The organism is Acidimicrobiales bacterium, from assembly GCA_041394245.1.
Classification (GTDB): Bacteria; Actinomycetota; Acidimicrobiia; order Acidimicrobiales; family Aldehydirespiratoraceae; genus JAJRXC01.
The window spans coordinates 64,015-87,717 of the sequence record JAWKIR010000003.1 but is presented as its reverse complement, the minus strand read 5'-3'; the positions used below and the strand labels follow the sequence as shown (position 1 = coordinate 87,717).

Sequence of the window (23,703 nt, the reverse complement as noted above, 5' to 3'; positions counted from 1 at the left end):
GTCGTTCGACCCATACCGGTGCCGCTCGACCCCGGCTGGACCGGGCGCCGGATCAGCCCTGCGAAATGGCGTCGAGCACGTTGAGGCGGGCGGCGCGACGGGCCGGGATGATCGCCGCGGCGATGCCGGCGATCGACGCGATGGCGAGGTACTGCAACAGACTGCCGACCGGCACGTCGAGCACCCGGATGAAGCTGTCGGGGATCACCACGACGGCCGCGGAGCCGAAGACCGTACCGAGTACCACGCCGAGCACACCACCGAACACGGCGATGATCGCACCCTCGAACAGCACCATCCGCAGCATCTGCTGGGAGGTCATGCCGACGGCGCGGACGAGTCCGAGCTCGCGGGTGCGTTCGAAGACCGACAGGGCGAGCGTGATGGCGATGCCGAGCAGGGCGATGATGATCGCGACCAGCAGCAACACGTTGAACACGGTCAGGATCGAGTCGATCTGGCCCTCCTGGCGATCCTGGAACTCCTCGCGGGTGTCGACATTGACCTGGGAGTACTCGTCGGTCACCGTTTCGATCGCGGCGCGGGCGTCGTCCTCGCTCACGCCATCGGCGATGATCACCGAGACGAACTGGTCGATGCCCGTCGTGAAGTGGTCGGTCCACATCTCGAGGTCGACGACGCGGTTGCCATAGATGCTCGAGTCGGCGTAGATACCGGCGACGGTGACCGTCTCGTCGGCGCCGTCGTTGAACTGGACGGTGAACTGCGAGCCGACGGAGAAGCCGTTGTCGTTCGCGAAGTCCTCGTGGACGAGGATCGCGTCGCGGCCGAGCAGCGTCTCGTCGAGTTCGACGATGTCGGGGTCGATGTGGTCGAGCGACTCGGCGAGGCTGGTCGCCGAGCTGTCACGGACGAGCCCGTCGAACTCGGTGCGGAAGGCCTCGAGGCTGAACTGGTAGCTCAATACGCTGGCGGTCTCGGGCAGCGCACGGAGTTCCTCGGCCAGCTGGGTGCTGAAGCCGGCGGTCGGGTTCTGCTGGTTGGTCGGTGAGATGAACCAGTCGGAGGTGACCGAGGTCTCGAGGATGTCGGCGAACGTCGCCTTGAACGACGAGGCCACCACGGTGGCGGTGCTGACGAGGGCAAGGCCGATCATGAGCGCCGCGGCGGCCGAGGCGGTGCGGCGCGGGCTTCGGCCGGCGTTCTCGCGGGCCATCCTGGCGTTGGACTTCATGGCAGAGGGGACGAAACGGCGCAGGGACCATGCGCCGACGCAGACTGCTGCACCGATCGCGAGGAACGCGACGCGGCCCCACTCGCCGGTGAGCAGACCCACGAGGCCGAGGAGCGAGAGGACCCCGCCGACCGCGCCGACGAGGAAGATGCCGATGCCGGAGAGGACCTGGGTCCATCGCCACCCCATGATGAACGAGGCGTCGATGGCGCGACGGCCGACGGCCAGGATCGCCAGCGCGAGCGCCAGCGGGACGAACGCAGCGACGAAGCCGACCACGCCGGCCATGTCGAAATCGGTGATGACGTCCTTGAGTGACAGGACGATCAAGTAGGCCGAGCCGACCGTGGCGGCCAGGCCGACGAGCGTGACCACGACGCCCATGAGGCCGAGCAGGATCGCCAGCGGCCAACGGCCGAGGAAGTTGCTGACCGGACGGGCGAGGGCGGGGCTGATCGCGTTGACGCCGAGGAACAGTGTGATGGCGGCGACGCCGAGCAGTGACAGCAGGGCCACCACATCGAGGTCGGCGACCACCGCGATGATCAGCAACACCACGCCGAGCGCCAAGGTGGCGTAGCGGCCCGCGACCGTGTTGATGCGGCGGACTCCAAAGGTGTTGGCGAAAGCACCGATCAGCCCGAGCGGGAGGATCACGCTCCATTCGGCCGTCGACACCGCGAGGCCGATGAGCACCCAGCCGGCGAGCGTGACGATGATGCCGAACGGCAGGTTGACGGCCGGTTCGCGGCGGACCAGCCGGGCATCTTCTCGTAGCGCGGCCATCGGGCTCACGTGACGGGCCCGCAGTGCCGGGGCGATGGCGCTGGCCAGCGTCACGAGGATGCCGACGACGGCACCCCAGACGAAGGTGGCGGGTCGGAGCACGAGTTCGTTGCCCTGCGGACCGAAGTCGAATTGCTGCAGCAGCCAGCGCAGTGTCCAGCCGAAGCCGATGCCGAGTGCGGTGCCGACCACCATGGCGAAGACGCCGACGAGGAAGGCCTCACCGATGAGCGCGGTCGTGACCTGACGTCCCGTCGCACCGATGGCTCGGAGCAGACCCAGCTCGCGGATGCGCTGGCCGATCAGGATGGAGAAGACGTTGAAGATGACGAAGGCGGAGACCACCAGGATGATGAAGGCGAAGACGAGCAGGATCGTCTGGAACACGCCGATGAACTCGTTGAACTGTTCCTGCGTCTCGTCCTGGAGCACCTCGCCGGTCACGACCTCGAGGCCGGGGTCGATCGCGGCACGGATGTCTCGCGTGGCCTCGAGCACGTCGGCGCCCTCGTCGAGTACGAGGGTGATGTCGTTGTAGCCGGTGTCGAGATTGATGATCTCGAGTGCCCAGTCGAGCTCGAAGGTCGCGAGCTTCGCTCCCACGGTGGCACCGCCGTCCTCGGCGGCGAAGAAGAAGGTGCCGACGAGTTCGACATCGTCGTAGACGCCGCCGGGAGCCTCGATCGAGTAGGTCTCGCCGATGACGAAGTCGCCCTCCTCGAACGAGGTCTGCTCGAAGGCGAACTCGTTCGGGCCTTCAGGGGCGCGGCCCTCTTGGAGGAACAGTCGCGGGTTGGGCGTCTCGGCTTCCCAGTTGAACCCGATGTTGGGGCCGTTGCCCTCCTGCGGTTCGCCCTGGCCGTCGATCACGGTGACCTGGCCGATGATCCGCGGCTGCACCGCGGCGACGTCGGGCAGGGCGCGCAGGGTGTCCGCCACCTCGACGTCGACGACCGGGCGGGCGAAGTCGCCGCCGAAGTCGACCTCGGTGCGCACGGCGAGGTCGACGTTGCCCTCGATGTCGCCCGCGAGCTCGGAGAAGGTCTGGCGCAGACCGTCGGTGAACACGAAGATGCCGACCACGAACATCACGCCGGCGGTGACCGCCGAGCAGGTGAGCAGGAACCGGAACGGCTTTCCCGCCACGTTGCGGCGGATGAGCTTCCAGATCATCAGCGCAGCTTCTTCATCTCGTCGATCACCCGCTCGACGTCGGGGTCGAGGAGCTCGTCGACGACCTTGCCGTCGGCGAGGAAGATGACGCGGTCGGCGTAGGCCGCGGCGACGGGATCGTGGGTGACCATCACGATGGTCTGGCCGAAGGAGTCGACCGCGTGGCGCATGAACGCGAGGATCTCGGTGCCGGTGGTGGAGTCGAGGTTGCCGGTGGGTTCGTCGGCGAAGATGATCTCGGGTCGACTGGCCAACGCCCGGCTCACGGCGACGCGCTGTTGCTGCCCGCCGGAGAGCTCGTTGGGGCGATGGTCGACGCGGTCGGCCAGGCCGACCGTGGTGATGACCTCGTCGAGCCACGCCGGATCGGGTTGCACGCCGGCGAGATCCATGGGGAGGGTGATGTTCTCCAGCGCCGAGAGCGTCGGCACGAGGTTGAACGCCTGGAAGATGAAGCCCACGTTGTCGCGTCGCAGCAGGGTGAGCTCGCGCTCGCTGAGGGCGGAGAGGTCGGTGTCGCCGATGAACACCTGGCCACCGGTCAGGGTGTCGAGACCGGCCTGACAGTGCATCAGCGTGGACTTGCCGGAACCGGACGGCCCCATGATCGCGGTGAACTTTCCCCGTTCGAATTCGACGTCGACATCGTCGAGCGCCCGGACCTCGGTGTCGCCCTCGCCGTAGTACTTCTTCGCGCCGACGGCTCGCGCCGCGGGTCCGGTGGTCACGGTCGCCTGCGTCATCATTTCTCCAAGTGGGGGTTTGCTCCGGAGAGCCTACGCACCGGCAAGAAGGTATGGGGCTCCAAAGAAGGTATGGGTGTCAGACACCCATACCTTCTTGCCGGTGGGGGATCAGTGGGAGATGGCGTCGAGCACGTTGAGCCGTCCTGCCCGCCGGGCGGGGAGCCATGCGGCGATCAGGGTGGCGGTTGCGGCCAGGACGACCACCTGGGCGATCTGGGGGATCGGGATGGTGAGCGATCCGCCGAACGTGTCGGCCGGCAGCGCACTCACGGCGCCCCAGCCGAACAGGGTCCCGGCGGCTACGCCGAGGACGGCGCCGAACAGCGACACGAGGACGGCCTCCCAGCGCACCATGCGCCGGGTCTGGCGCCGGGTCATGCCGACGGCGCGGAGCAGGCCCAGTTCACGGGTCCGCTCGTGCACCGACAGGGCCAGCGTGTTGGCGATGCCGATCAGGGCGATCACGACGGCGAGGGCCAGGAGCGCGTTGACCACGAGGAGGGCCGAGTCGATCGTGTCCTCGAACGACTGCTGGAACTCCGAAGCCGTGTCGATCGAGACCTGGGGGTAGGTCTGCTGCAGCTGGGCCACGAGAGGAGCGACATCGGCGGTCGACACCCCGTCGGGCAGGGCCGCGGCGATCCACTCGTCGGTCGCCGATGCGCCGGCCGCGTCGAAGACCTGGTCGGGGACCAGTGGATCCTCGAAGATCGTCGCGTCGGCGTAGAGGCCGGCCACGGTGAGGTCGGTGGTGAAGCCGCTCACGAACTCGATCGGGACGGTGTCGCCCACCCCGACGGCGAGGTCGGCGGCGAGGTCGTCGTGCAGCACGATGACATCGGTCGCGTCGGACGACGGGATCGAGCCTTCCTCGAGATCGATGTCGAAGAGTTGATCGACCGCACCGAGGTCGAGGGCGGTCACCTCGAGGACGTCACCGCCCAGCCGGGCGTCGTCGTAGCGCATGCCCGTGACGGCGGAGAACCGTCCGGTCGCCGCCAGGTCGTCGGCCAGGGCCGGCGAGATGCCCGTGTCGTCGTCGTTGCCGGCGATGACGTAGTCGGCGGTCACCGAGCCCTCGATGAGATTGCCGAGGCTGGTCTTGACCGACTCGCCCACGACATAGCCCATCGTGACGAGCGACAACCCGATCATGAGCGCAGCGGCCGTTGTCGCCGTGCGTCGTGGGTTGCGACTCGCGTTGCCGCGGGCGAGGCCGCCGGCCGTGCCCATCAGCTTCGCCACCGGCCATCCGAGCACCGCGGTCAACGGTCGGGCGACCGCCGGGCTGGCGAGGACGAGGCCCAGGAAGACGAGGACCGCGGCGAGCCCCAACGTGAGGATCAGGGGGAGGGTCGACAGGCTCGGGCCGAACAGCCCGAGGCAACCGAGCGCGATGCCGGCGGCCAGGGTGAGGCCACCGCGAACGAGGCGCTGACGCCCGTTCTCCTTCGTGATGACGGCACCGTCTCGCAGTGCGACGATCGCAGAGACGCCGGCCGCGGTGCGCGCCGGCGCGATCGACGAGGCGACCGTGACGCCGACGCCGAGCACCATCGCGATGATGATCGTGCGGGCCGACAGGATCGTCGGATAGGCCGGCAGCTCGGCACCGATCGCTTCGAACACGGCCGTCAGCAGGGCGGCGATGCCGACGCCGGCGGCGAGCCCGGTCACACTGGCGACGAGGCCGACGATGACCGCTTCGGCCATCACCGAGCGGCGCAGCTGGACCGGATCCGCACCGATGGCACGCAGCAGGCCCATCTCCCGCACCCGCTGCCCGAGCACGATCGCGAACGTGTTGTAGATGATGAAGATCGAGACGAACAGCGAGACGATCGCGAACCCGAGGAGGACGTTGCCCACGATCGTGATGCTCGAGTTGAACTCGTCGGCCTGCTCCGCGGTGACGGTCGCCTGGTCGACGATCTCGGCCGTGGTGTCGCCGAGCAGTGGCGCGATCGCCTCGGTGACGGCGGCGGCATCCGCGCCGGGATCGAGGCTGACGGCGATCTGCTGGACGAGACCTTCATCGCCGAACAGGCGTTGTGCCTCGTCGAGTGACACGTGCATGAGCGTCGCCCCGACGGTTGCGTTGTCGGCACCGAAGCTCGTGGTCGCCACGAGGGTGAATCCCTCCTGGACGCCCAGCGGGGTGATCAGGTCGTAGGTCCGGCCGACCTCGAAGCCGTGCTTGGCCGCCGCCGTGTGGTCCATCGAGAACTCGCCCGGTTCGTCGGGAGCGGTGCCCTCGACGACGGTGAACGCGCCGATCTCGGTCTCGTTGGTCCACGCGAACGTGATCTGCGGAGGACCCGACGTGGTGATCGTCGTGCCGTCGGCCTTGATCGGTTGGATCTCGTTCTCGGCCGACTCCATGAAGGCGACCGCGTTGTCGACACCGTCCACTGCGAGGACGTCGGCGACGATCTCCTCCGGGAGGGGCAGAGGTTCGCCGAAGTCGCTGGTGGGACGAACGAGCAGGTCGGTGCCGGCGGTGATGTCCTCCGACAGCTGGGTGAACGTCGAACGGAGACCGTCGGACATCACGAAGCTCGAGACGACGAAACCGACACCGAGGACCACTGCGAAGGTGGTCATCATGAAGCGGGCCTTGTTGGCCGCGAGATTGCGGAGGGTGAGACGCAACATGTCAGCTCCCCAGCGACTTCATGCGGTCGAGGACCGACTCCGGGGTCGGGCCGTGCAGCTCGTCGACGATCTTGCCGTCGGCGAGGAAGATGACCCGGTCGGCGTAGGACGCGGCGACGGGATCGTGGGTGACCATCACGATGGTCTGACCGAGCTCACGCACGGCCCGGCGCATGAAGGCGAGGATCTCGCCACCGGTCGTGGAGTCGAGGTTGCCGGTGGGTTCGTCGGCGAAGATGATCTGGGGCCGACTCGCCAGCGCCCGACTGACGGCCACGCGCTGCTGTTGGCCGCCCGACAGCTCGCTCGGACGATGACCGGTCCGGTCGGCCAGGCCGACGGTGCGGATCACCTCGTCGAGCCACTCCCGATCGGGCTTCACGCCGGCGAGGTCCATCGGCAGCGTGATGTTCTCCATGGCCGACAGCGTCGGGACGAGGTTGAAGGCCTGGAAGATGAAGCCGATCTGATCGCGGCGCAGCAGCGTGAGGTCGCGCTCGGAGAGGCCCGAGAGGTCGGTGTCGCCGACGTACACCTCGCCCGCGCTCACCGTGTCGAGTCCGGCGAGGCAGTGCATCAGCGTCGACTTGCCCGAGCCCGACGGGCCCATGATCGCGGTGAAGTGGCCCTTGACGAAGTCGACGTCGACGTCGTCGAGCGCGCGGACCACGGTGTCGCCCGATCCGTAGACCTTGGAGACGCCGACGGCGCTCGCCGCGACGTTTCTGGCCCGGGGGCCGGTGGGGGGACGCGGGATGATCGGGGGATCGAGAACCGTCATTGGTTCGCCTTTCGAACGGGGGATGACTCGTTGTCCCGAACGTACGAATTCCCCGCTTCGACGTCGTCGGGCGCAGTGCTGATTCGCCCCTCCTGTCGTGGACGGACGAGCGGCGACGCCGGGTCATCCGCGAGGATGACGGCCGCTCAGGGTCGCCTCAGGGTGATCCCTGACCGGGCCGGATCAGACCCGACTCGTAGGCGGCGACGACGGCCTGGACCCGGTCCCGAACGCCCAGCTTCATGAGCACCCGGCCGACATGGGTCTTGACCGTCGTCTCGCCCACGAAGAGCACCTCGGCGATCTCGGCATTGGACAACCCGCGGGCCATTGCCTCGAGCACCTCGGTCTCGCGGTCGGTGAGCTGGTCGAGCCCGGCGACCGGGGTGGCCTGCGGCGACCGCGCGGCGAACTCCTCGACGAGACGACGGGTGACCGACGGTGCCAGCAGTGCCTCGCCGGCGGCGACCACCCGCACCGCTTCGATGAGCTTCTCCGGTGGGGTGTCCTTGAGGAGGAAGCCGGCGGCGCCTGCTCTCAGCGCGCCGTAGACGTATTCGTCGAGATCGAAGGTGGTGAGGATGAGGACCCGCGACATCGAGCCGGACTCGGTGATCCGTCGGGTCGCTTCGACGCCGTCGAGCTCGGGCATCCGGACGTCCATCAGCACGACATCGGGGTTGGTCGACGCGACGACCGCGATCGCGTCGCGGCCGTTCTCGGCTTCGGCGACGACGTCGATGTCGGCCGATTCGAGGATCATGCGGAACCCGGTGCGCATCAGTGCCTGATCGTCGACGACGACCACGCGGAGTCTCGGGTCGGGCGAATCGTCGGTCATGGGGTCCTCGGGTCAGCCGGGTTCGGTCAAGAAGGTGGCCTCGACGGCGAAGCCACCGCCCGGTCGGGGTCCGGCCGTCAGGTGGCCACCGTACGCCTCGACGCGTTCGCGCATGCCGACGAGACCCTGCCCACTGCCGGCGGACGTGGCGGCGGCACCGCGGCCGTCGTCGGTCACATGGACCTCGAGGGCATCGGCCCGATAGTGCAGGCGGACGACCGCCGAGGCCGTACCGGCGTGCTTGAGCGAGTTGGTCAACGACTCCTGGACCACGCGGTAGGCGTTCATCTCGAGACCGGGGGCGAGGTGCCGCACCTGGCCGGTGACGACGAGTTCGACCGGGAGTCCGGCCTCGCCGCAGGTCTGGAGGAGACGGTCGAAGTCGTCGAGGCCGGGTTGGGGCGTGAGCTCCGCCTCCTCGCCCTCGCTGCGCAGCACCCCGAGCATGCGTCGCATCTCGGTCAGCGACTCGCGTCCGGTCTCCTCGATCGCGGCGAGCGCCTCCGCGGCCTGGGCAGGATCTCGGTCGAGGATCCGTCGGGCGGCCCCGGCCTGCACGACCATCACGCTCATCGAGTGGGCGACGACGTCGTGGAGCTCGCGGGCGATACGGGTTCGTTCTTCGACCACCGCCCGCTGCGCTTCCGCTCGCTGTCGTTGCTCGTTGCGCTCGGCCTTCTCCTCGAGCTCGGCGAGATACTTGCGGCGGGTGCGCAGGTTGTCGCCGAGGATCCATGCGGTACCGAAGACGACGACATTGGCGGGGACCGCGACCCACGGGAGGTCTTCCTCGACGGAGATCACCCCGGCGACGAGCACACCGGTCATCACGCCGAACGCTCCCCAGAAATGCCGAATCGACCGGGGACGACCCGCATGAGCGGCGAGGCTGTAGATCAGGATCAGCAGGTTCGGGCCGGCGGGATCGTCGGGGTAGTCGAGCACCCAGAACGGTGCGGTGCACGCAACCGTGGTCCACAGCGCGGCGACCGGCGCGGTCCGGCGCCATGCGACCGGGACGTTCATCGCGATGACGAGGGTCCAGCCGGCGATGCCCAGGGCCCGTTGTCCGGGCCCGACCTCGGTGTAGAAGGCGATCGGGATGGCGATCGCCTGGAGCAGCAGCATGAGCAGCCAGTCGGCGACGCGCGGATGATCGCGGATCCACGTCATCGGAGTGTGCAGCACACGCATGGCTCCACCGTACGGAGTCCGCGCCCCCGCCTTCATCATCCGTCGCGGTGAATCGGGGTCATCCGCGAGGATGATCCCGCGTACGCTGTGCGGATGGAGTGTCCGAGCTGTCGAAACGACGTCCGGGACGATGCGCGTTTCTGCAGCAGTTGCGGTCACGAGATGTCGAAGCGGCACGACGAGCGTCGACTCGTGACGGTGCTCTTCGCCGACATCGTCGGGTTCACCGGGCTCTCCGAGACCCGTGACCCCGAGCAGGTCAAGATCCTCGTCGACCGCTGCTTCGCTCTGCTCGCCGACGACATCACGGCATTCGGCGGTCGGGTCGACAAGGTGATCGGCGATGCCATTGTGGCGTTGTTCGGCGCGCCGATCGCCCACGAGGACGACGCCGAGCGTGCCGTACGAGCCGCGCTGCGCATGCAGGAGACCGTGCAGCGGTTCGACGCCGACGGCGGTGTCGGCATCCGCCTCCGGATCGGGGTCAACACCGGCGAGGTGCTCGTCGGGGCGATCTCGGCCGGCGACGACTACACGGCCATGGGTGATGTCGTGAACACGGCGTCACGCCTCCAGACCGCAGCCGAGCCGGGCACGGTCCTCGTCGGTTCGCCGACGTATGACGCGACACGAGAAGTGATCCACTACACGTCGCTCGGCCAGCTCCACGCCCGGGGGCGGGAGGAACCGGTGACCGCCTACCGCGCCGTCGAACCGGTGGGTCGGCCGGGGGAGCGCCGCGATGCCCCGGAGACCCCGCTGATCGGTCGCGATCCCGAGCTCGCGGTGCTGCGCAAGGCCGTCGAGGCCGCCTACCGACGCAGCCGGGCACAGCTGATCGTCCTCGCGGGCGAGAGCGGGGTCGGCAAGACCCGGCTCGGGTCCGAGGTCGCGTCGGTCGCCCGCGACGAACACGATGCCCTCGTGCTGCACGGCCGTTGCCAGCCCTATGGGGAGGCCAACGTCTGGTGGCCGATCGCCGAAGCGATACGCGACGTCATCGGCATCGACGCGGACACTCCCGAGGACGACGTCCCCGAGATCGTGGCGGCCGGTGTCGCCGACGCACTCGGTCCGACCGCCGACGAGACCAACGTGGCCCGCACCGCCGAAGGTCTTCGCCACCTGCTCGGCTACGAGACGGGGCTCACCCGCCTCGATGCCGATCGGGCCACCGCAGAAGGAACGCGGGCCGCCCGTGCCCTCATCCATGCGTTGTCGCTGCGATCGCCGGTCCTGCTGTGGCTGAGCGATCTCGACTGGGCCGACGATGCGGTCCTGCGGTTGCTCGACGATCTGATCGACCGGCTCGGCCGCCGGACGGTCGTCGTGCTCGTCACCGGCCGGGTCGAGATGTTCGACCGATGGGCCCCGCGGCCGGGTCGGTTCAACTCCGTGGCGCTCTCCGTCGAGCCGCTCGACAATGTCGCCGGCGATCTCCTGGCCCGTCAGCTGCTCCCGGATGCGCCCTCCGATGTCCGCCGCCAGCTCGTCGAACGTTCGGGCGGCAACCCGCTCTTCCTCGAGGAGATGGCGCGCATGGTCGAGTCGTCGTCCGACGGTGACGTCGCGTCACTGCCGGCCAACGTGCGCAGCGTGATCAGCGCCCGCCTCGACGCGCTCGACGACATCGCCCTCCACGTGATCGAGGATGCCGCCGTGCTCGGCATCCGGGGCGAGCTCGTCGCGCTCAAGCGCATGGCGGAATTCCAGCGGGACCAACCCGACATCACCGATGCGCTGCGGATCCTCGAGCGAACCGATCTGCTGGAAACCGCGGGAAGGATGTGGTCGTTCCGTTCCAACCTGGTGCGCGACGTCGTCTACGGCCGTCTCACCAAGACCGATCGCGCCTGGCGCCACGCGGGGATCGCGTCGTGGATCGAGAGCAACCGACACACCGGCAGCGCCGAGATGATCGCCTACCACTATCGCCGCGCCGCGATTCACTCGGCGGAGCTCGGCGGTGTCGAGGGCATGCCCGACGATGTGCTCGACAAGGCGATCTCGTGGACGCTCGCCGCCGCTCGCTCGACGTCGGGGTCGGTGGCGATGGAGCGGACCGAACAGCTCTTCGGCGACGCGCTCGAGTTGATGGACGACACCCACCCTCTGCGGGCCGAGGTGCTGCTCGAACGGGCGAGGGCCGCACTGATCCGTCTCCATCTTCCGTCGGCCGGTCGCGACCTCGACGAAGCCGCGCCACTCGTCGCCGCGAGCGACGATCCCCGTCTGCGGGTGCGCGAAGCGCTGTTGCGCAGCGAGGTCGCGCAATGGTCGGGCGACCAGGACGCGGCGCTCGCCATGGGCGAGGAAGCGCTCGTGCAGGCCATCGAACTGCACGATCCGGTGCTCGAGGCCGACAGCCTCCGCCGGGTCGGGTTGGTGCGCCTGTTCAAGGGCGAACACGACCAGGCCGAATCGTCGATCAACCTCGCCTACGAGGCGTACGCCTCCGTCGACGATGTCGGCGGGATGGCGTGGGCCCGCCAGAACCTCGCGTGGATCGCGTTCGTGTCGGGGCGCATGGCCGAGGCGGAAGGGCGGCTCGAGCAGGCCTCCGAGGCGTTCGAGGCCATCGGCGACCTGCCGGGCATGGCGTGGTCGCGTGGTCTGCTCGCCTATGTGCGCATTCATTCGGGCCGCTTCGCCGAGGCCGAAGAGTTGGCCCAGCGGACCCTCGTCGAGGCCCGGGACCGCGGCGACCGTTGGGCGCAGGGCATGATGCATGTCGCCCTGGCGACCGTGGCGCTGTGGACCGGCCGCGTCGACGAGGCCGTACGTCGGGCCCAGAAGGCCCGTTCGATCTTCCCGGCCGGCTCCGATCCGCTCGGACCCGCCCAGGCGGTGGCGATCGAGGGCAGGGCCCTGGTCCGCTCCGGCCGGATCAACGAGGGTTTTCGGATCCTCACCAACGAACTCACCGACGAGCGGCAGCATCCGGCCCTGCAGGTGCTGGAGACCTCGCTGGTGGCTGCCGCCGCCACCGTCGGCGACATCGCGATGGGGCGGCGGGCGTTCCACGAGGTCGCACGGTTCGATCCGGATCAGCTCGGTGAGTCCGACTTCGCCGTGGCGACCGCACTCATCCATCTCCAGCGGGGCGACATCGGCGGTGCCGCTCGCCTGTTCGAGCTCATGTCGACCGAGACCGACCACGGCTCGAGCTGGGGCTGGGCCGCGCTGGCGCTGGTCGCATCGGCGGTCGGCAGGGACAGCGACGCCTACATCGCGATCGTCGAGGAATCGGGTCGCTCCACCTACGCGGATCGGGTGATCGCCCGTTGCGCCGCCGCGTGTGCCGCAGCCCGAGCCGGTGACGAGGCCGGCGCGAGGGTCGCCCTCGACCGCGCCTACGAAGCCGTGCCACTCGGTGGCGACCGCATCCACCCGACGATCGTGGCATTGGCCGAGGCGCAATGTCTGAAGGCGCTCGCGACCGACGACGCCGCCGTGGCCGAGGTCAGCGCGATCAAGACCGCGTCGGCCCTCGGTCTCGACACCGCCGGTTGGCGCACCGCGTTCTCGGCCGCATGTGGCGAGCTGGCCGAGCCCGAGCCCGAGCCCGAGGCGTCCACCGTCTAGCCGCAGGCATCGGCGAGCGCGGCGGCGGCGCGTACCCGACTCCAGTTGAAAACGATCAGCCGATCGTCGACGTGTCGCCCACACACGCGGGCGGCGACCGCCGGATCGGCGAGCATCGTGGGCAGCGCGTCGGCGCCGAGATGGTCGACGAGGTAGTCGATGTCGAGCTGATCGGTGCCGCCGAAGCGGGCGATGTTGCGTTCGGCGATGATCCGTTCGGGATTCGCCACGTTGACGGCGAGGAGCGTTGCCAGGGCGCCGATCATCACCACTGCCGCGGCATCGTGGCGGAGTCGACCGACGATCGAGAGCCCGGTCACGATGAAGACGAACCCGATGAACAGTGCGAAGACGATGGTCGAGAACCGCAGCACCGTCAGCCCGTATTCAGCCTCGTAGAGGAACAGGCGACGGATGGCGACGCCCACCACGACGAGGGTGAGGCCGACCGTCGAGAGCTCGAGGACGACGAGTCGGCGGGCGAGTCGGGGGGAGGCGGCGCGTCGATGACGCCGCAGCATCACGAGCACGACCAGTGTGAGGATCGCCGCGGCCACGAGCTGGAAGAAGCCGGCCCGCGCGTACTCGGCATAGGTGAGGCCGGTGGTGCGCTCGACATAGCCGCCGCCGGCCGCGATCGCGATGATCTGGGAGGCCACGAACACGCCGTAGACGGCAACGACGCCGGCGAGTACCACCGAGGCCTCGGTCGGGCCGACGAACCGGCGCGGAGCCGGCGCCGGTCTCGGACGGGCCCAAGCGCCGTGACCGGCGAGCATCGCTGTGGCGGCGGCGCCGACCATGACGACGACGGCGTGGTCGAGGATCATCGTCGCGTCGAACGGGACCTCGAGCCACGAGCGGAAGACGGCATCAGCCGCCGACAACAGCGCCGCCAGCACCACGGTCACGGGGACAGCGATCGAGAGTCCTCGCGTCAGCCGGAGGATGCGGCGCCCGAGCACATCGCGGCCGGTCAGTGTGGCCCGTGCCGAATCGGCGACCAGGCGCACCGACATCGTCGCGGGTTCGAGCGCCCCCACAGGATGGACGAGGCGCCCCAGCGCCCGTCCGATCGACCGCGGCTCTCCGCGGACCGCGACCGCCAGGACGATCAGCCCGACCGCGGCGCCGAGGTCGAGGACGGTCAGCCACGACGCGTCGCGCAACATCAGCATCGAGGCCGGGAGGAGGGAGAGCCCGAGCAGCCGTCGTGCGAGAGGGCCGCGGACCCAGCCCCCGCGTCGTCCGGCCAGACCGGCGACGGCGACCGCGACGACGGACAGTGCACCGGCGGGATGTCGCATCCCGAGATCGACGGCCAGGCCTCCCACCAGCAGCGACACGAGCACGGCGGCCGACGGCGCGATGCGCCAGAGTTCGGGCGACTCGACGTCGGTGCGGTCCTCGGCTCGGGGTGGCGGCGGAAGCGTCGAGGTCATCGGGCTGCGCCGTTGCGAGGCAGGTCGAGTTCGATCCGGCACCCGTGGGGATCGCCGGGTCGCGCCGTGATCGTGCCGGCATGGAGCTCCACCACCCACTGGGCGATGGCGAGTCCGAGGCCGGTGCCACCCGACTCGGTCGAACGGACGTGGCTGCCGCGTTGGTAGCGCTCGAAGATCCGCACCGCATCGCCCTCGGGGATGCCCGGGCCTCGGTCGATGACCTCGATCCGCACGTCGTCGCCGAGCAGCGAGCCGCGCAGGACGACGGGCTCACCCGGGGGACTGAACCGGGTCGCGTTGTCGAGCAGGTTCGCGATGACCTGGTGGAGTCGTTCGCGATCCGCCGTCACGACGAGGCCGGCGGGCTCGACGTCGATCTCGATGCGCTGGTCTGGTCGGTGCAGCGCGACCTCCTGCGCGGCCTCGTGCCCGAGATCTGCGAGATCGACCTCCTCGAGCGAGAGGATCGTGGCCCCGGACTCGAGCCGGCTCAGATCGAGGAGCTGCGACACCAGCCGGCCGAGCCGCTCGGTCTGGGAGAGCATCGATGCCAGCAGCTCGTCGTCGGCGACGGTGACACCGTCGACGATGTTCTCGAGGTTGGCCTGGAGCGCAGTGATCGGCGTCCGCAGCTCGTGGCTCACCATCGCGATGAGATCGCGACGGTCGCGGTCGACCTCTTCGAGTTGCCGCGCCATCGCGTTGAACGCCCGGGCGAGATCGCCCACCTCGTCGGCCGACGTGGCCGTGACGGTCGCCCCGTAGTCGCCCCTCGCCATCCGTGTCGCCGCGGCGGCCATCTCCCGCAGCGGGGAGACGATGCCGCGCGCGAACAGCCACATGATCGACACACCGATGGTGGCCGAGATGACGGGCCGGACCCACACCGGCCAGTCGAGGCGGAAGCCGATGGTGCTCACCAGCGCGGCGATGGCGATCGCCCCGATGATGATCGCCGACAGCTTCAGCTTGATCGAGGGGAGGACATCGAGCGGACGGAAGCGCTGCATCAGATGTCGCCGATCGCGTAGCCGATGCCGTGCACCGTGCGGATCACGTCGTCGCCGAGCTTGCGGCGCACGGCCCGGACGTGACTGTCGACGGTACGTGCGCCCGATCCGTCGCGGTATCCCCACACCGCCACGAGCAGCTGCTCGCGGGTCATGACGGTCGGCGCCGCGGCCGCGAGTTGGGCCAGCAGATCGAACTCGGTCGGGGTCAGATGGACGTCGCGCTCCTCGACCCGGATCCGTCGGCTGGCCCGCCAGATCTCGATCGCGCCCAACCGATGGTCGGGCGAGGTCGGATCGTTCGGTTCGTCGGCGACCCGGCGCAGGACGGCGGTGACCCGGGCGACCAGCTCCCGCGGGCTGAACGGTTTGGTGAGGTAGTCATCGGCGCCGACCGCGAAGCCGATCAGCATGTCGGTCTCGTCGTCGCGGGCGGTGAGCATCACCACCGGCACCCGCCGTTCGGCCTGGATCCGTCGGCAGACCTCGAGGCCGTCGAGGCCGGGCAGGAGCAGATCGAGTACCACCAGATCGGGCTCGAGGTCCTGGCACCGTTGCACCGCCTCGGCACCGTCGTGGCACACCTCGACCTCATGACCGACCGACTCGAGCCGCGCCGCCACCGCGGCCGCGATCGCCGGCTCGTCTTCCACTACAAGGATCTTCCCCACGGCGACCACCGTAGAGAACCTCGGGTGTGGGAGACCCGCGGACGATGTGAAGATGTCGTGCAGATCCGGATCGGGCCGCGGGGACCGTCTCAGAGGCCGGCGACGACCCGTTCGTGGCGATCGGCCACGGTCTCGGCGATGGCGAACGACGCCGTCGCCGCCGGAGAGGGCGCGTTGAGGACATGGACGGCTCGTTCGCTGTCGGCGAACGCGAAGTCGTCGAGCAGGGTGCCGTCACGCGTGATCGCCTGGGCCCGCACACCCGAACCCGATGGTTCGAGGTCGTCGTTCGTGAGCTCGGGACAGAGTCGCTGGAGCGCTTCGAGGAACGCGCGTCGGCTCAGGGAGCGGTGGATCTCGCCGACCTCCTTGCGCCAGTACTTGCGGGCGAGGATCCATGTTCGCCGGGCGAAGGCGATCTCGGCGGAGTCGCGCATCGAGACGTCGCGCCACCGGTAGCCCTCACGCTTCAGCGCGGGCACCGCGTTCGGACCGGCGTGGATGCTGCCGTCGATCATGCGGGTGAGGTGGACGCCGAGGAACGGGAAATCGGGATCGGGGAGCGGGTAGACGAGGTCGTTGACCAGATGACGGGCGCCCGGGGCGAGCTCGTAGTACTCGCCGCGGAACGGCATGATCCGGACGCCGTCGGTGTCGGCGCCGGCCGCAGCGGCGACCCGGTCGCAATGGAGGCCACCGCAGTTGATGATCGAACCTGCGGTGATCGTCCCGTGTCCGGTCGTGATCCGCACACCGTCGGCTGTCACCGTGGCGCCGGTCACCGGTGTGCCGAGGCGGATCTCGACGCCGGCAGCGGTGAGATCGTCGACGAGGGCGACGCAGACCTCGCCATAGTCGACGATTCCGGCGCTCGGCACCCGGAGGGCGGCGACGCCTTCGATGTGGGGCTCGCGTTCGCGCAGGCCGACCCGGTCGAGTCGCTCCGTCGCGACATTGTTCTCGGCGGCGCGGACCTCGAGCGCGTCGAGCCGGGGCCGCTCGTCGTCGGAGACCGCCACCACGACCTTGCCGCACATCTCGTAGGTGATGCCGTGCTCGTCGAGGAACGCCATCAGGTCGTGCCGTCCCGCGGCAACCATGGCCGCCTTGCCCGAATCGGGCTTGTAGTAGATGCCCGAGTGGATGACGCCGGAGTTGCGCCCGGTTTGGTGGAACGCGGGGGTCGCCTCCTTCTCGAGGACGACGATGCGACGGCGCGGGTCGCGGGCGAGCAGGGCCCGTGCCGTGGTCAGCCCGAGGATGCCCGCACCGACGATCGCGACGTCGACACGGTCGCTACCGATCGCGCCGCTCACCGTCGGTCGTCTCGTCGTCGCGTGGGCATCATCGCCTCGTTCTCCGCCATCGATTCCATCATCGAGTCATCCCGTCGGCCGAACCACACGCAGCAATGAGTACGCAGCAGTCAGTAAGTAATGGGTAGGCAATGAGTATGCATGAGTAGGCAATGAGTATCCGTACCGCGTTCGGCCCGAAATACCGCCGGCCGCCGAGATGGGCCAGGCTGTGGAGCGGCGCCGGTGACGAGGAGTGGATGATGCAGCCTGTGAAGATCGCGGCATGGAGCGAGGTGCCGGACCGCCAACCGGTCGGGGCGTTCGTCGACGGGGTCGACCTCGTGATCGTACGGTTCGACGACAACCAGTCGGTTCTCTACGGCCGGTGTCTGCACCGGGGCGCGCACATGGCCGATGGTCGCGTGGTGGGCGACAACCTGCTCTGTGGGCTGCACGGTTGGGACTATGTGTTCCACACCGGGGTGTCGAGCTACGACAACCGCGAGCGACTCCACAAGTTCTCGTCGTGGATCGACGGCGACGACCTGATGGTCGACGCAGAGGAGATCGCGGCGTGGATCAAGGAGCACCCCCAGCCCTACGACCGCGAGGCCTATCAAGGCGAGTTCCAGGACCCGCACGGTGACCCGGCCGAGCCACACGTCTCCCTGATCCGCCGGTTGGCCGACGAAGGCCTCGACTACCTGGGTCATCACGGGCCGGTCACATCGATGGGCGTCGAGCGCGACCGGCTGCCGAAGTGGGACGACATCCAGTTCGTGACGGCGCAGCTGGCCCGCAAGCCCCAGCTCGACGACGTGGCGGTCGGGAGCGACGTCGTGATCGGCCCCAACGCGGAGAGGCCCCTCCATCTCGAGATCCCGATCTTCGTGAGCGACATGAGCTTCGGTGCCCTCAGCGAGGAGGCGAAGGTCGCGCTGGGCCGGGGCGCCGAGCTGGCGGGTACGGGTATCTGTTCGGGGGAGGGCGGCATGCTTCCCGAGGAGAAGGCCGAGAACTCCCGCTATTTCTACGAACTCGCCAGTGGTCGGTTCGGCTGGTCGCTCGACAAGGTCGCCGACGTCCAGGCGTTCCACTTCAAGCTGGGCCAGGGTGCGAAGACGGGCACCGGGGGACATCTCCCCGGGATCAAGGTCAAGGGGAAGATCGCGGAGGTGCGGGGGCTCGAGCCCGGCCAGGACGCGATCTCGCCGTCGACGTTCGCGGATCTCACCTGTGAGGACGACTATCGCCGCCTCGCCGACGACGTCCGTGAGATGTCGGGCGGCGTCCCGATCGGGGTGAAGCTCTCGGCCCAGCACATCGAGGACGACATCGACGCCGCGCTACGCATCGGTGTCGACTACATCATCCTCGACGGTCGTGGCGGCGGCACCGGAGCCGCGCCCGTGGTGTTTCGCGACCACATCTCGGTGCCGACCATCCCCGCGTTGGCGCGGGCCCGTCGACATCTCGACGCCCGTGGTCGATCCGACATCACGCTCGTCATCACGGGCGGGTTGCGGACCCACACCGACTTCGCGAAGGCCCTCGCGCTGGGCGCCGACGCGGTGGCGGTGTCGAACTCGGCGATGCAGGCGATCGGTTGCATCGGCATGCGGGCGTGCTCGACCGACAACTGCCCGGTCGGTATCGCGACCCAGAAGCCGGAGCTTCGGGAGCGGCTCCCCGTCGACGAGGCGGCCGAGCGGCTCCATCGGTTCTTCGCGGCGTCGACCGAGCTGATGGGCGTGTTGGCCAGGGCGTGCGGACACACCCACGTGCGGGAGTTCTGCCTCGACGACCTGACGACGTTCAGCAAGGACATGGCCGATCTCTCCGGCGTCGCCTACGGAGGTGTGCGATGACTGAGACGCCCTCGACCACGGAACCCGCGCTCCCCGGGGGTGAGTTCGAGTGGCACAAGCTGGTCGAGCTCGACGAGGTTCCCGAGGGTCGGGTGGCCACAGTGACGATCGGCCACGAGAGCCTCTGCGTCACTCACACCGCCGAGGGCGGCTACGGCTGCCTCGGGAACGCCTGTCCGCACCAGGGTGGACCGCTCGGCGAGGGGTCGATCGAGGGCGGCTGGCTGCGCTGTCCGTGGCACGGCTACGACTACTCGCCGAAGAACGGCGTGCCCCCCGGTGACTTTGCCGACGCCCCCGACGCGTTCCGCACCGAGGTGCGCGACGACGGGGTCTATGTCGCGCTCCCGGTCGAGTCGCCACGCGTCCGCACCGTGAGCGACGTGATGGTCGAGACGATGACGAAGTGGGGCGTCACTCACGTCTTCGGCATGGTCGGTCACTCGAATCTGGGGTTCGCCGACGCCATGCGGGTCGCAGAGCAACGTGGCGACCTCACCTTCATCGGCATCCGCCACGAGGGTGCCGCATCGTTCGCGGCGACGGCCTACGGCAAGCTGACCGGCGGGCTCGCCGCCTGCTTCGCCATCGCCGGCCCGGGGTCGACCAATCTGATGACGGGGCTCTACGACGCGAAGACCGATCGGGCCCCCGTGCTCGCGCTCTCGGGTCAGGTGCCGTCGAAGGTCCGTGGTCGGGGTGCGTTCCAGGACACCGACCTCGCCGCCGCGTTCGCGGATGTCGCCCGTTACTCCGAGACCGTGCAGGCCGGCTCCGACCATGCGGAGCTCATGAACCTCGCCTGCAAGACTGCGCTCGTCGAACGGGACGTCGCCCATCTCGTGTTGCCCGATGAGGTCCAGGAACTCCCGGCAGCCGACGGCGTGTCGGCCGGTTCACCCGATGGCCGCACCGGCAGTCGAGCGATCGCGCCGCCGGCCGACGCGCTTGCGGCGGCAGTCGACGCGCTCTCAGCGGCGGTGCGGCCCGTCATCATCGTCGGCCATGGAGCGCGCGAGGGCATCACCGAGATCCTGGCGCTCGCCGAACGGATCGGCGCTCCGGTGGCCACCACCTTCAAGGCCAAGGGGTCGGTCTCCGACGCCCATCCTCTCGCCTGCGGCGTGCTCGGTCGCAGCGGTACCCCCATCGCGAGCTGGTTCATGAACGAGGCGGACCTGCTGCTCGCGTTCGGGGTGTCGTTCGCGAACCACACCGGGATCTCCGACTACAAGCCGATCGTGCAGATCGACTTCGACCCGATGGCCCTCGGCCGTTTCCATTCCGTGACCGTTCCGGTCCAGGCCCATGTCGGCATCGCCGCGTCGGCCCTTGCTGCTGCGGTCGATGCCGACACCGAACGAGTCGACGCGATGGTCGCCGAGACCGCATCGCGCTGGAAGATCTGGCGGGAGGAGAAGGCAAGCCGGCGAGCCGACGATCAGGGCAACGGGATCAACGCGGCAGCGCTGTTCGACGCGCTGTCGCGGCTCGTGCCCGCCGATGCCATCGTTCCCGTCGACGTCGGCAACAACACCTACTCGTTCGGCCGCTACTTCGAGGTCGCCGAGCAGTCGGTGTTGATGTCGGGCTACCTCGGATCGATCGGGTTCTCGTTCCCCGCCGCCATGGGGAGCTGGGCGGCGACCAGAAGCCGACCCGAGTTCGCGGGCCGGGCCGTCGTGTCCATCTCCGGCGATGGTGGGTTCGGTCAGTATGCGATGGAGCTGACCACGGCGGTCAAGTACGGGATGAACATCACCCACGTGGTGATGAACAACGCTGAGCTCGGCAAGATCAGCAAGGAACAGCGGGCCGCCGACCTCGACGTGTGGCAAACCTCGCTGCACAACCCGAACTTCGCCGATTTCGCCGAGGTGTGCGGGGCCAAGGGCATCCGGGTCACGTCGATCGAGGACCTCGACGAGGCGATCGCCGCAGCCCTCGCCCACGACGGCCCCGCCCTCGTCGAGGTCATCACCGACGCGTTGCTGGTGTGAGGACGCGTTGCTGGTGTAAGGAGGGGCGATGACCGTCCGCCTCGCCACGGAAGGGGATCTCGACGAGATCCTCGTGCACAACAACGCGGCCGTCCCCGCGGTCAACGAGCTGAGCCGTGCTGATCTCGACTGGTTCCTCGCCGAGGCCCACAGCTTCCTCGTGATCGACGGTCCCGACGGATCCATCGCCGGCTTCGTGATCGGTCTGATCGGCCCCGGTCTCGACTACGGATCCCTGAACTACGCGTGGTTCAGCGCCCGCTACGACGCGTTCATCTATGTCGACCGCATCGTGGTGGCCGAGCAGGGTCGCGGTCTCGGTGTCGGCACCCGCCTCTACGACGAGTTCGCCCGCCGAGGCCGGGCCGACGACCATCGGGTCATGCTCGCCGAGGTCAACATCGAGCCCCGCAACGACGTGTCGCTCGCTTTTCACGAGGCCCGGGGTTTCGCCTCCGTCGGCGAGCAGGACACCGAGGGTGGCACCAAACGCGTGACCATGCTCGAGAAGCGTCTCGTCGACTGATTCGCGAATCATCCTCGGGGTGGACGCCGTGGGGACCCGGTGTGGGCAATGATGACGCCCGTGAGTGTCATTGCGGCGAGCGGGGTGTCCATGGTCTTCGGAACCCATCGCGCCCTCGACACGCTGACACTCGAGGTGCCGCCCGGCGTCACCGGCCTCGTCGGGGCCAACGGTGCCGGCAAGACCACGTTCATGTCGATCGTGCTGGGATTGCGGACCCCGACGGGCGGGTCGGTCTCCGTGCTGGGCCTCGACCCGCTGCGCCAGGGCGCCGAACTCCGGTCCATGGTCGGCTACGGCCCCGAACGCAACGTCTTCCCCGACGACATGCCGGCCTCCGACTTCGTGAAGCACCTCGCCGAGGTGCGGGGCATGCCCCGCAGCGAGGCCCGCTCGCGGGCGAGCGATGCCCTGTGGCTCGTCGGGCTCGGCGAGGAGCGGTTCCGGGCCCTCGGCACGATGTCGACCGGGCAGCGCCAGCGGGTCAAGCTCGCCCAGGCCATCGCGGCCGACCCGAGCCTCGTGCTCCTCGACGAACCGACCGATGGGCTCGATCCGGTGCAGCGTGACGAGATGCTCCTGCTGATCCGTCAGATCAGCACCGAGTACCAGATCGACGTCCTGCTGTCGTCGCATCTCCTCGAAGAGGTGGAGCGCATCTGCGACAATGTCGTGGCCCTCGATGCCGGTCGCCTCGTCGCCCAGGGACCGTTGAAGGAACTCGTGGGCGATGTCGAGGGCGTGACCGTCGAGCTCGCCGAGATCGACGACGTCCCTGATGCCGTCGAGGCGGTTGTCGCCCGTCTCACGGCGGCCGGGCTGCGGGTGACCCGCGAGCCGGACTCGGCCCGCATGGACGTGTTGGGTGCGTCGGCCGACGACATCGCCGACGCGGTCCGCGACGCGATCGCCGATTCCTCTGCACGGGTCCGGCGTATCGAGCAACGCCGGCGCCGGCTCGAAGACCTGTTCGAGGCGGTGCCGACATGACCACCGACGGCTCCGCCCAGATCCTCGACCGCGGCTACCGGAAGTTCGACGGCCGCCGCAAGGGCGTGTGGGGCGCTGTCCGCTCGACGGCGTGGCACACGACCCGCAGCGTCCTCGGCCTCGGCCGCAAGGCCCGCCACAAGATCGCCCCGGCGCTCGTCGTCATCGTCGCCATGCTGCCGGCCGTGGTCTTCGTGGGCGCCGCGGTGCTGCTGGGCGGCGACGAGTTCATCAACGACTTCCTCGTCGGGATCATCCCGGCCTACTCCGAGCTGGCCCGCCAGTCGATCGCCGCGATGGTCCTCTTCACCGGCCTGGTCGCGCCCGAGGCGCTGGTGCGCGACCGGCGCGACGGCATGCTGTCGCTCTACCTGTCGACCCCGCTGACCCGCCAGACCTATCTCGGTGCGAAGGTGCTGTCGGTTTCCGGCTTGATGGCCCTGATCGTCCTGGTGCCGACCATCGTCTATCTCCTCGGCATGACCTTCGCGTCGCTCGGCCCCGACGGGGTGGGCGACTGGATCCTGACCATGCTCCGGATCCTCGTCTCGGGCACCCTCGCGTCGATCGTCTACGCCCTCATCAGCAGGGGTGCGGCGAGCCTGACCGACCGGCGGGCGTTCGCCAGCCTCGCCGTGGTGCTCACCATGCTGGGTTCGCTGATCGTCGTCCAGATCCTCGTCGACGTCGCCGACCAGTCGACGCAATGGCGCCTGCTCGATCCGGTCAACATGCCGATGGAGATGATCGCCCGCATCTTCGGCGACCCCGGCCAGTACCCCGAGATCGCCACCGAACGGGTCTATGCGGCCAACCTCGGTTGGGTGGCCGCCGCGAGTGCCACCCTCTGGGCCCGCTATCGCAGGGCCGGTGCATGATGTCGAGCCTGCCACCCCCGCCTGCGGCTCAGCCGCCACCGCCGTCCTCGGCTCAGCCGCC

The 23,703-nt window shown here is 69.0% G+C and carries 16 protein-coding genes; 6 read left to right on the top strand and 10 right to left on the bottom strand.

Annotated features, from left to right (window positions below):
* Positions 1-52: 52 nt before the first annotated feature.
* From R2707_14960 to R2707_14935, 6 genes are all read right to left on the bottom strand, one after another.
* Positions 53-3,154 carry an ABC transporter permease gene (locus tag R2707_14960; protein MEZ5246399.1) on the bottom strand — a complete coding sequence of 1,034 codons (3,102 nt, stop codon included), beginning with the start codon at positions 3,152-3,154 and terminating at the stop codon, positions 53-55.
* Entirely contained in the window at positions 3,154-3,882 is a 729-nt protein-coding gene (locus R2707_14955; protein MEZ5246398.1) for an ABC transporter ATP-binding protein, read from the bottom strand. Before R2707_14955 ends, R2707_14960 begins: the two co-directional genes overlap by 1 nt.
* Before the next feature lie 126 nt (positions 3,883-4,008).
* The gene (locus R2707_14950; protein ID MEZ5246397.1) at positions 4,009-6,555 is read right to left on the bottom strand and encodes an FtsX-like permease family protein; all 2,547 of its coding nucleotides are present in this window, start codon (positions 6,553-6,555) and stop codon (positions 4,009-4,011) included.
* Between the two features lies 1 nt (position 6,556).
* Entirely contained in the window at positions 6,557-7,336 is a 780-nt protein-coding gene (locus R2707_14945) for an ABC transporter ATP-binding protein (protein ID MEZ5246396.1), read from the bottom strand.
* Positions 7,337-7,493: 157 nt separating this feature from the next.
* Complete coding sequence (locus R2707_14940; GenBank protein ID MEZ5246395.1) at positions 7,494-8,177, bottom strand: response regulator transcription factor; 684 nt, start codon at positions 8,175-8,177, stop codon at positions 7,494-7,496.
* Positions 8,178-8,189: 12 nt separating this feature from the next.
* Complete coding sequence (locus R2707_14935; protein MEZ5246394.1) at positions 8,190-9,371, bottom strand: sensor histidine kinase; 1,182 nt, start codon at positions 9,369-9,371, stop codon at positions 8,190-8,192.
* Positions 9,372-9,533: 162 nt separating this feature from the next.
* Between R2707_14935 and R2707_14930 the strand changes: the two genes are divergently transcribed.
* Entirely contained in the window at positions 9,534-12,956 is a 3,423-nt protein-coding gene (locus R2707_14930; GenBank protein ID MEZ5246393.1) for an adenylate/guanylate cyclase domain-containing protein, read from the top strand.
* On the opposite strand, the gene R2707_14925 is transcribed toward R2707_14930, so the two are convergent.
* From R2707_14925 to lhgO, 4 genes are all read right to left on the bottom strand, one after another.
* The gene (locus R2707_14925) at positions 12,953-14,398 is read right to left on the bottom strand and encodes a DUF4173 domain-containing protein (GenBank protein ID MEZ5246392.1); all 1,446 of its coding nucleotides are present in this window, start codon (positions 14,396-14,398) and stop codon (positions 12,953-12,955) included. The genes R2707_14930 and R2707_14925 overlap by 4 nt on opposite strands.
* Complete coding sequence (locus tag R2707_14920) at positions 14,395-15,411, bottom strand: HAMP domain-containing sensor histidine kinase (GenBank protein MEZ5246391.1); 1,017 nt, start codon at positions 15,409-15,411, stop codon at positions 14,395-14,397. The genes R2707_14925 and R2707_14920 overlap by 4 nt, the downstream gene beginning before the upstream one ends.
* Complete coding sequence (locus tag R2707_14915; protein MEZ5246390.1) at positions 15,411-16,082, bottom strand: response regulator transcription factor; 672 nt, start codon at positions 16,080-16,082, stop codon at positions 15,411-15,413. The genes R2707_14920 and R2707_14915 overlap by 1 nt, the downstream gene beginning before the upstream one ends.
* An 89-nt stretch (positions 16,083-16,171) precedes the next feature.
* On the bottom strand, positions 16,172-17,398 hold the full coding sequence (gene lhgO / locus R2707_14910) for an L-2-hydroxyglutarate oxidase (GenBank protein MEZ5246389.1): 1,227 nt from the start codon (positions 17,396-17,398) through the stop codon (positions 16,172-16,174).
* A gap of 239 nt (positions 17,399-17,637) precedes the next feature.
* Here lhgO and R2707_14905 point away from each other — a divergent pair, with 239 nt between their 5' ends.
* From R2707_14905 to R2707_14885, 5 genes are read left to right on the top strand one after another with little or no spacing between them, the layout of a single operon-like run.
* Positions 17,638-19,248: a glutamate synthase-related protein gene (locus R2707_14905; protein MEZ5246388.1), complete on the top strand. Its 1,611-nt coding sequence runs from the start codon at positions 17,638-17,640 to the stop codon at positions 19,246-19,248.
* The gene (locus tag R2707_14900; protein ID MEZ5246387.1) at positions 19,245-21,248 is read left to right on the top strand and encodes a thiamine pyrophosphate-binding protein; all 2,004 of its coding nucleotides are present in this window, start codon (positions 19,245-19,247) and stop codon (positions 21,246-21,248) included. Before R2707_14905 ends, R2707_14900 begins: the two co-directional genes overlap by 4 nt.
* A gap of 28 nt (positions 21,249-21,276) precedes the next feature.
* Complete coding sequence (locus R2707_14895; GenBank protein MEZ5246386.1) at positions 21,277-21,774, top strand: GNAT family N-acetyltransferase; 498 nt, start codon at positions 21,277-21,279, stop codon at positions 21,772-21,774.
* 60 nt (positions 21,775-21,834) lie between these two features.
* The gene (locus R2707_14890) at positions 21,835-22,764 is read left to right on the top strand and encodes an ABC transporter ATP-binding protein (protein MEZ5246385.1); all 930 of its coding nucleotides are present in this window, start codon (positions 21,835-21,837) and stop codon (positions 22,762-22,764) included.
* Positions 22,761-23,642 carry an ABC transporter permease gene (locus R2707_14885; protein ID MEZ5246384.1) on the top strand — a complete coding sequence of 294 codons (882 nt, stop codon included), beginning with the start codon at positions 22,761-22,763 and terminating at the stop codon, positions 23,640-23,642. Before R2707_14890 ends, R2707_14885 begins: the two co-directional genes overlap by 4 nt.
* Positions 23,643-23,703: the final 61 nt, after the last annotated feature.

What these genes read in the sequence shown, in the direction of transcription:
- R2707_14900 (MEZ5246387.1), top strand. Translation starts at nt 19,245, where the DNA reads ATGACTGAGACGCCCTCGACCACGGAACCCGCGCTCCCCGGGGGTGAG.
- R2707_14940 (MEZ5246395.1), bottom strand. Translation starts at nt 8,177, where the DNA reads ATGACCGACGATTCGCCCGACCCGAGACTCCGCGTGGTCGTCGTCGAC.
- R2707_14945 (MEZ5246396.1), bottom strand. Translation starts at nt 7,336, where the DNA reads ATGACGGTTCTCGATCCCCCGATCATCCCGCGTCCCCCCACCGGCCCC.
- R2707_14925 (MEZ5246392.1), bottom strand. Translation starts at nt 14,398, where the DNA reads ATGACCTCGACGCTTCCGCCGCCACCCCGAGCCGAGGACCGCACCGAC.
- R2707_14960 (MEZ5246399.1), bottom strand. Translation starts at nt 3,154, where the DNA reads ATGATCTGGAAGCTCATCCGCCGCAACGTGGCGGGAAAGCCGTTCCGG.
- R2707_14895 (MEZ5246386.1), top strand. Translation starts at nt 21,277, where the DNA reads ATGACCGTCCGCCTCGCCACGGAAGGGGATCTCGACGAGATCCTCGTG.
- R2707_14920 (MEZ5246391.1), bottom strand. Translation starts at nt 15,411, where the DNA reads ATGCAGCGCTTCCGTCCGCTCGATGTCCTCCCCTCGATCAAGCTGAAG.
- R2707_14935 (MEZ5246394.1), bottom strand. Translation starts at nt 9,371, where the DNA reads ATGCGTGTGCTGCACACTCCGATGACGTGGATCCGCGATCATCCGCGC.
- R2707_14950 (MEZ5246397.1), bottom strand. Translation starts at nt 6,555, where the DNA reads ATGTTGCGTCTCACCCTCCGCAATCTCGCGGCCAACAAGGCCCGCTTC.
- R2707_14905 (MEZ5246388.1), top strand. Translation starts at nt 17,638, where the DNA reads ATGATGCAGCCTGTGAAGATCGCGGCATGGAGCGAGGTGCCGGACCGC.
- R2707_14930 (MEZ5246393.1), top strand. Translation starts at nt 9,534, where the DNA reads ATGTCGAAGCGGCACGACGAGCGTCGACTCGTGACGGTGCTCTTCGCC.
- R2707_14885 (MEZ5246384.1), top strand. Translation starts at nt 22,761, where the DNA reads ATGACCACCGACGGCTCCGCCCAGATCCTCGACCGCGGCTACCGGAAG.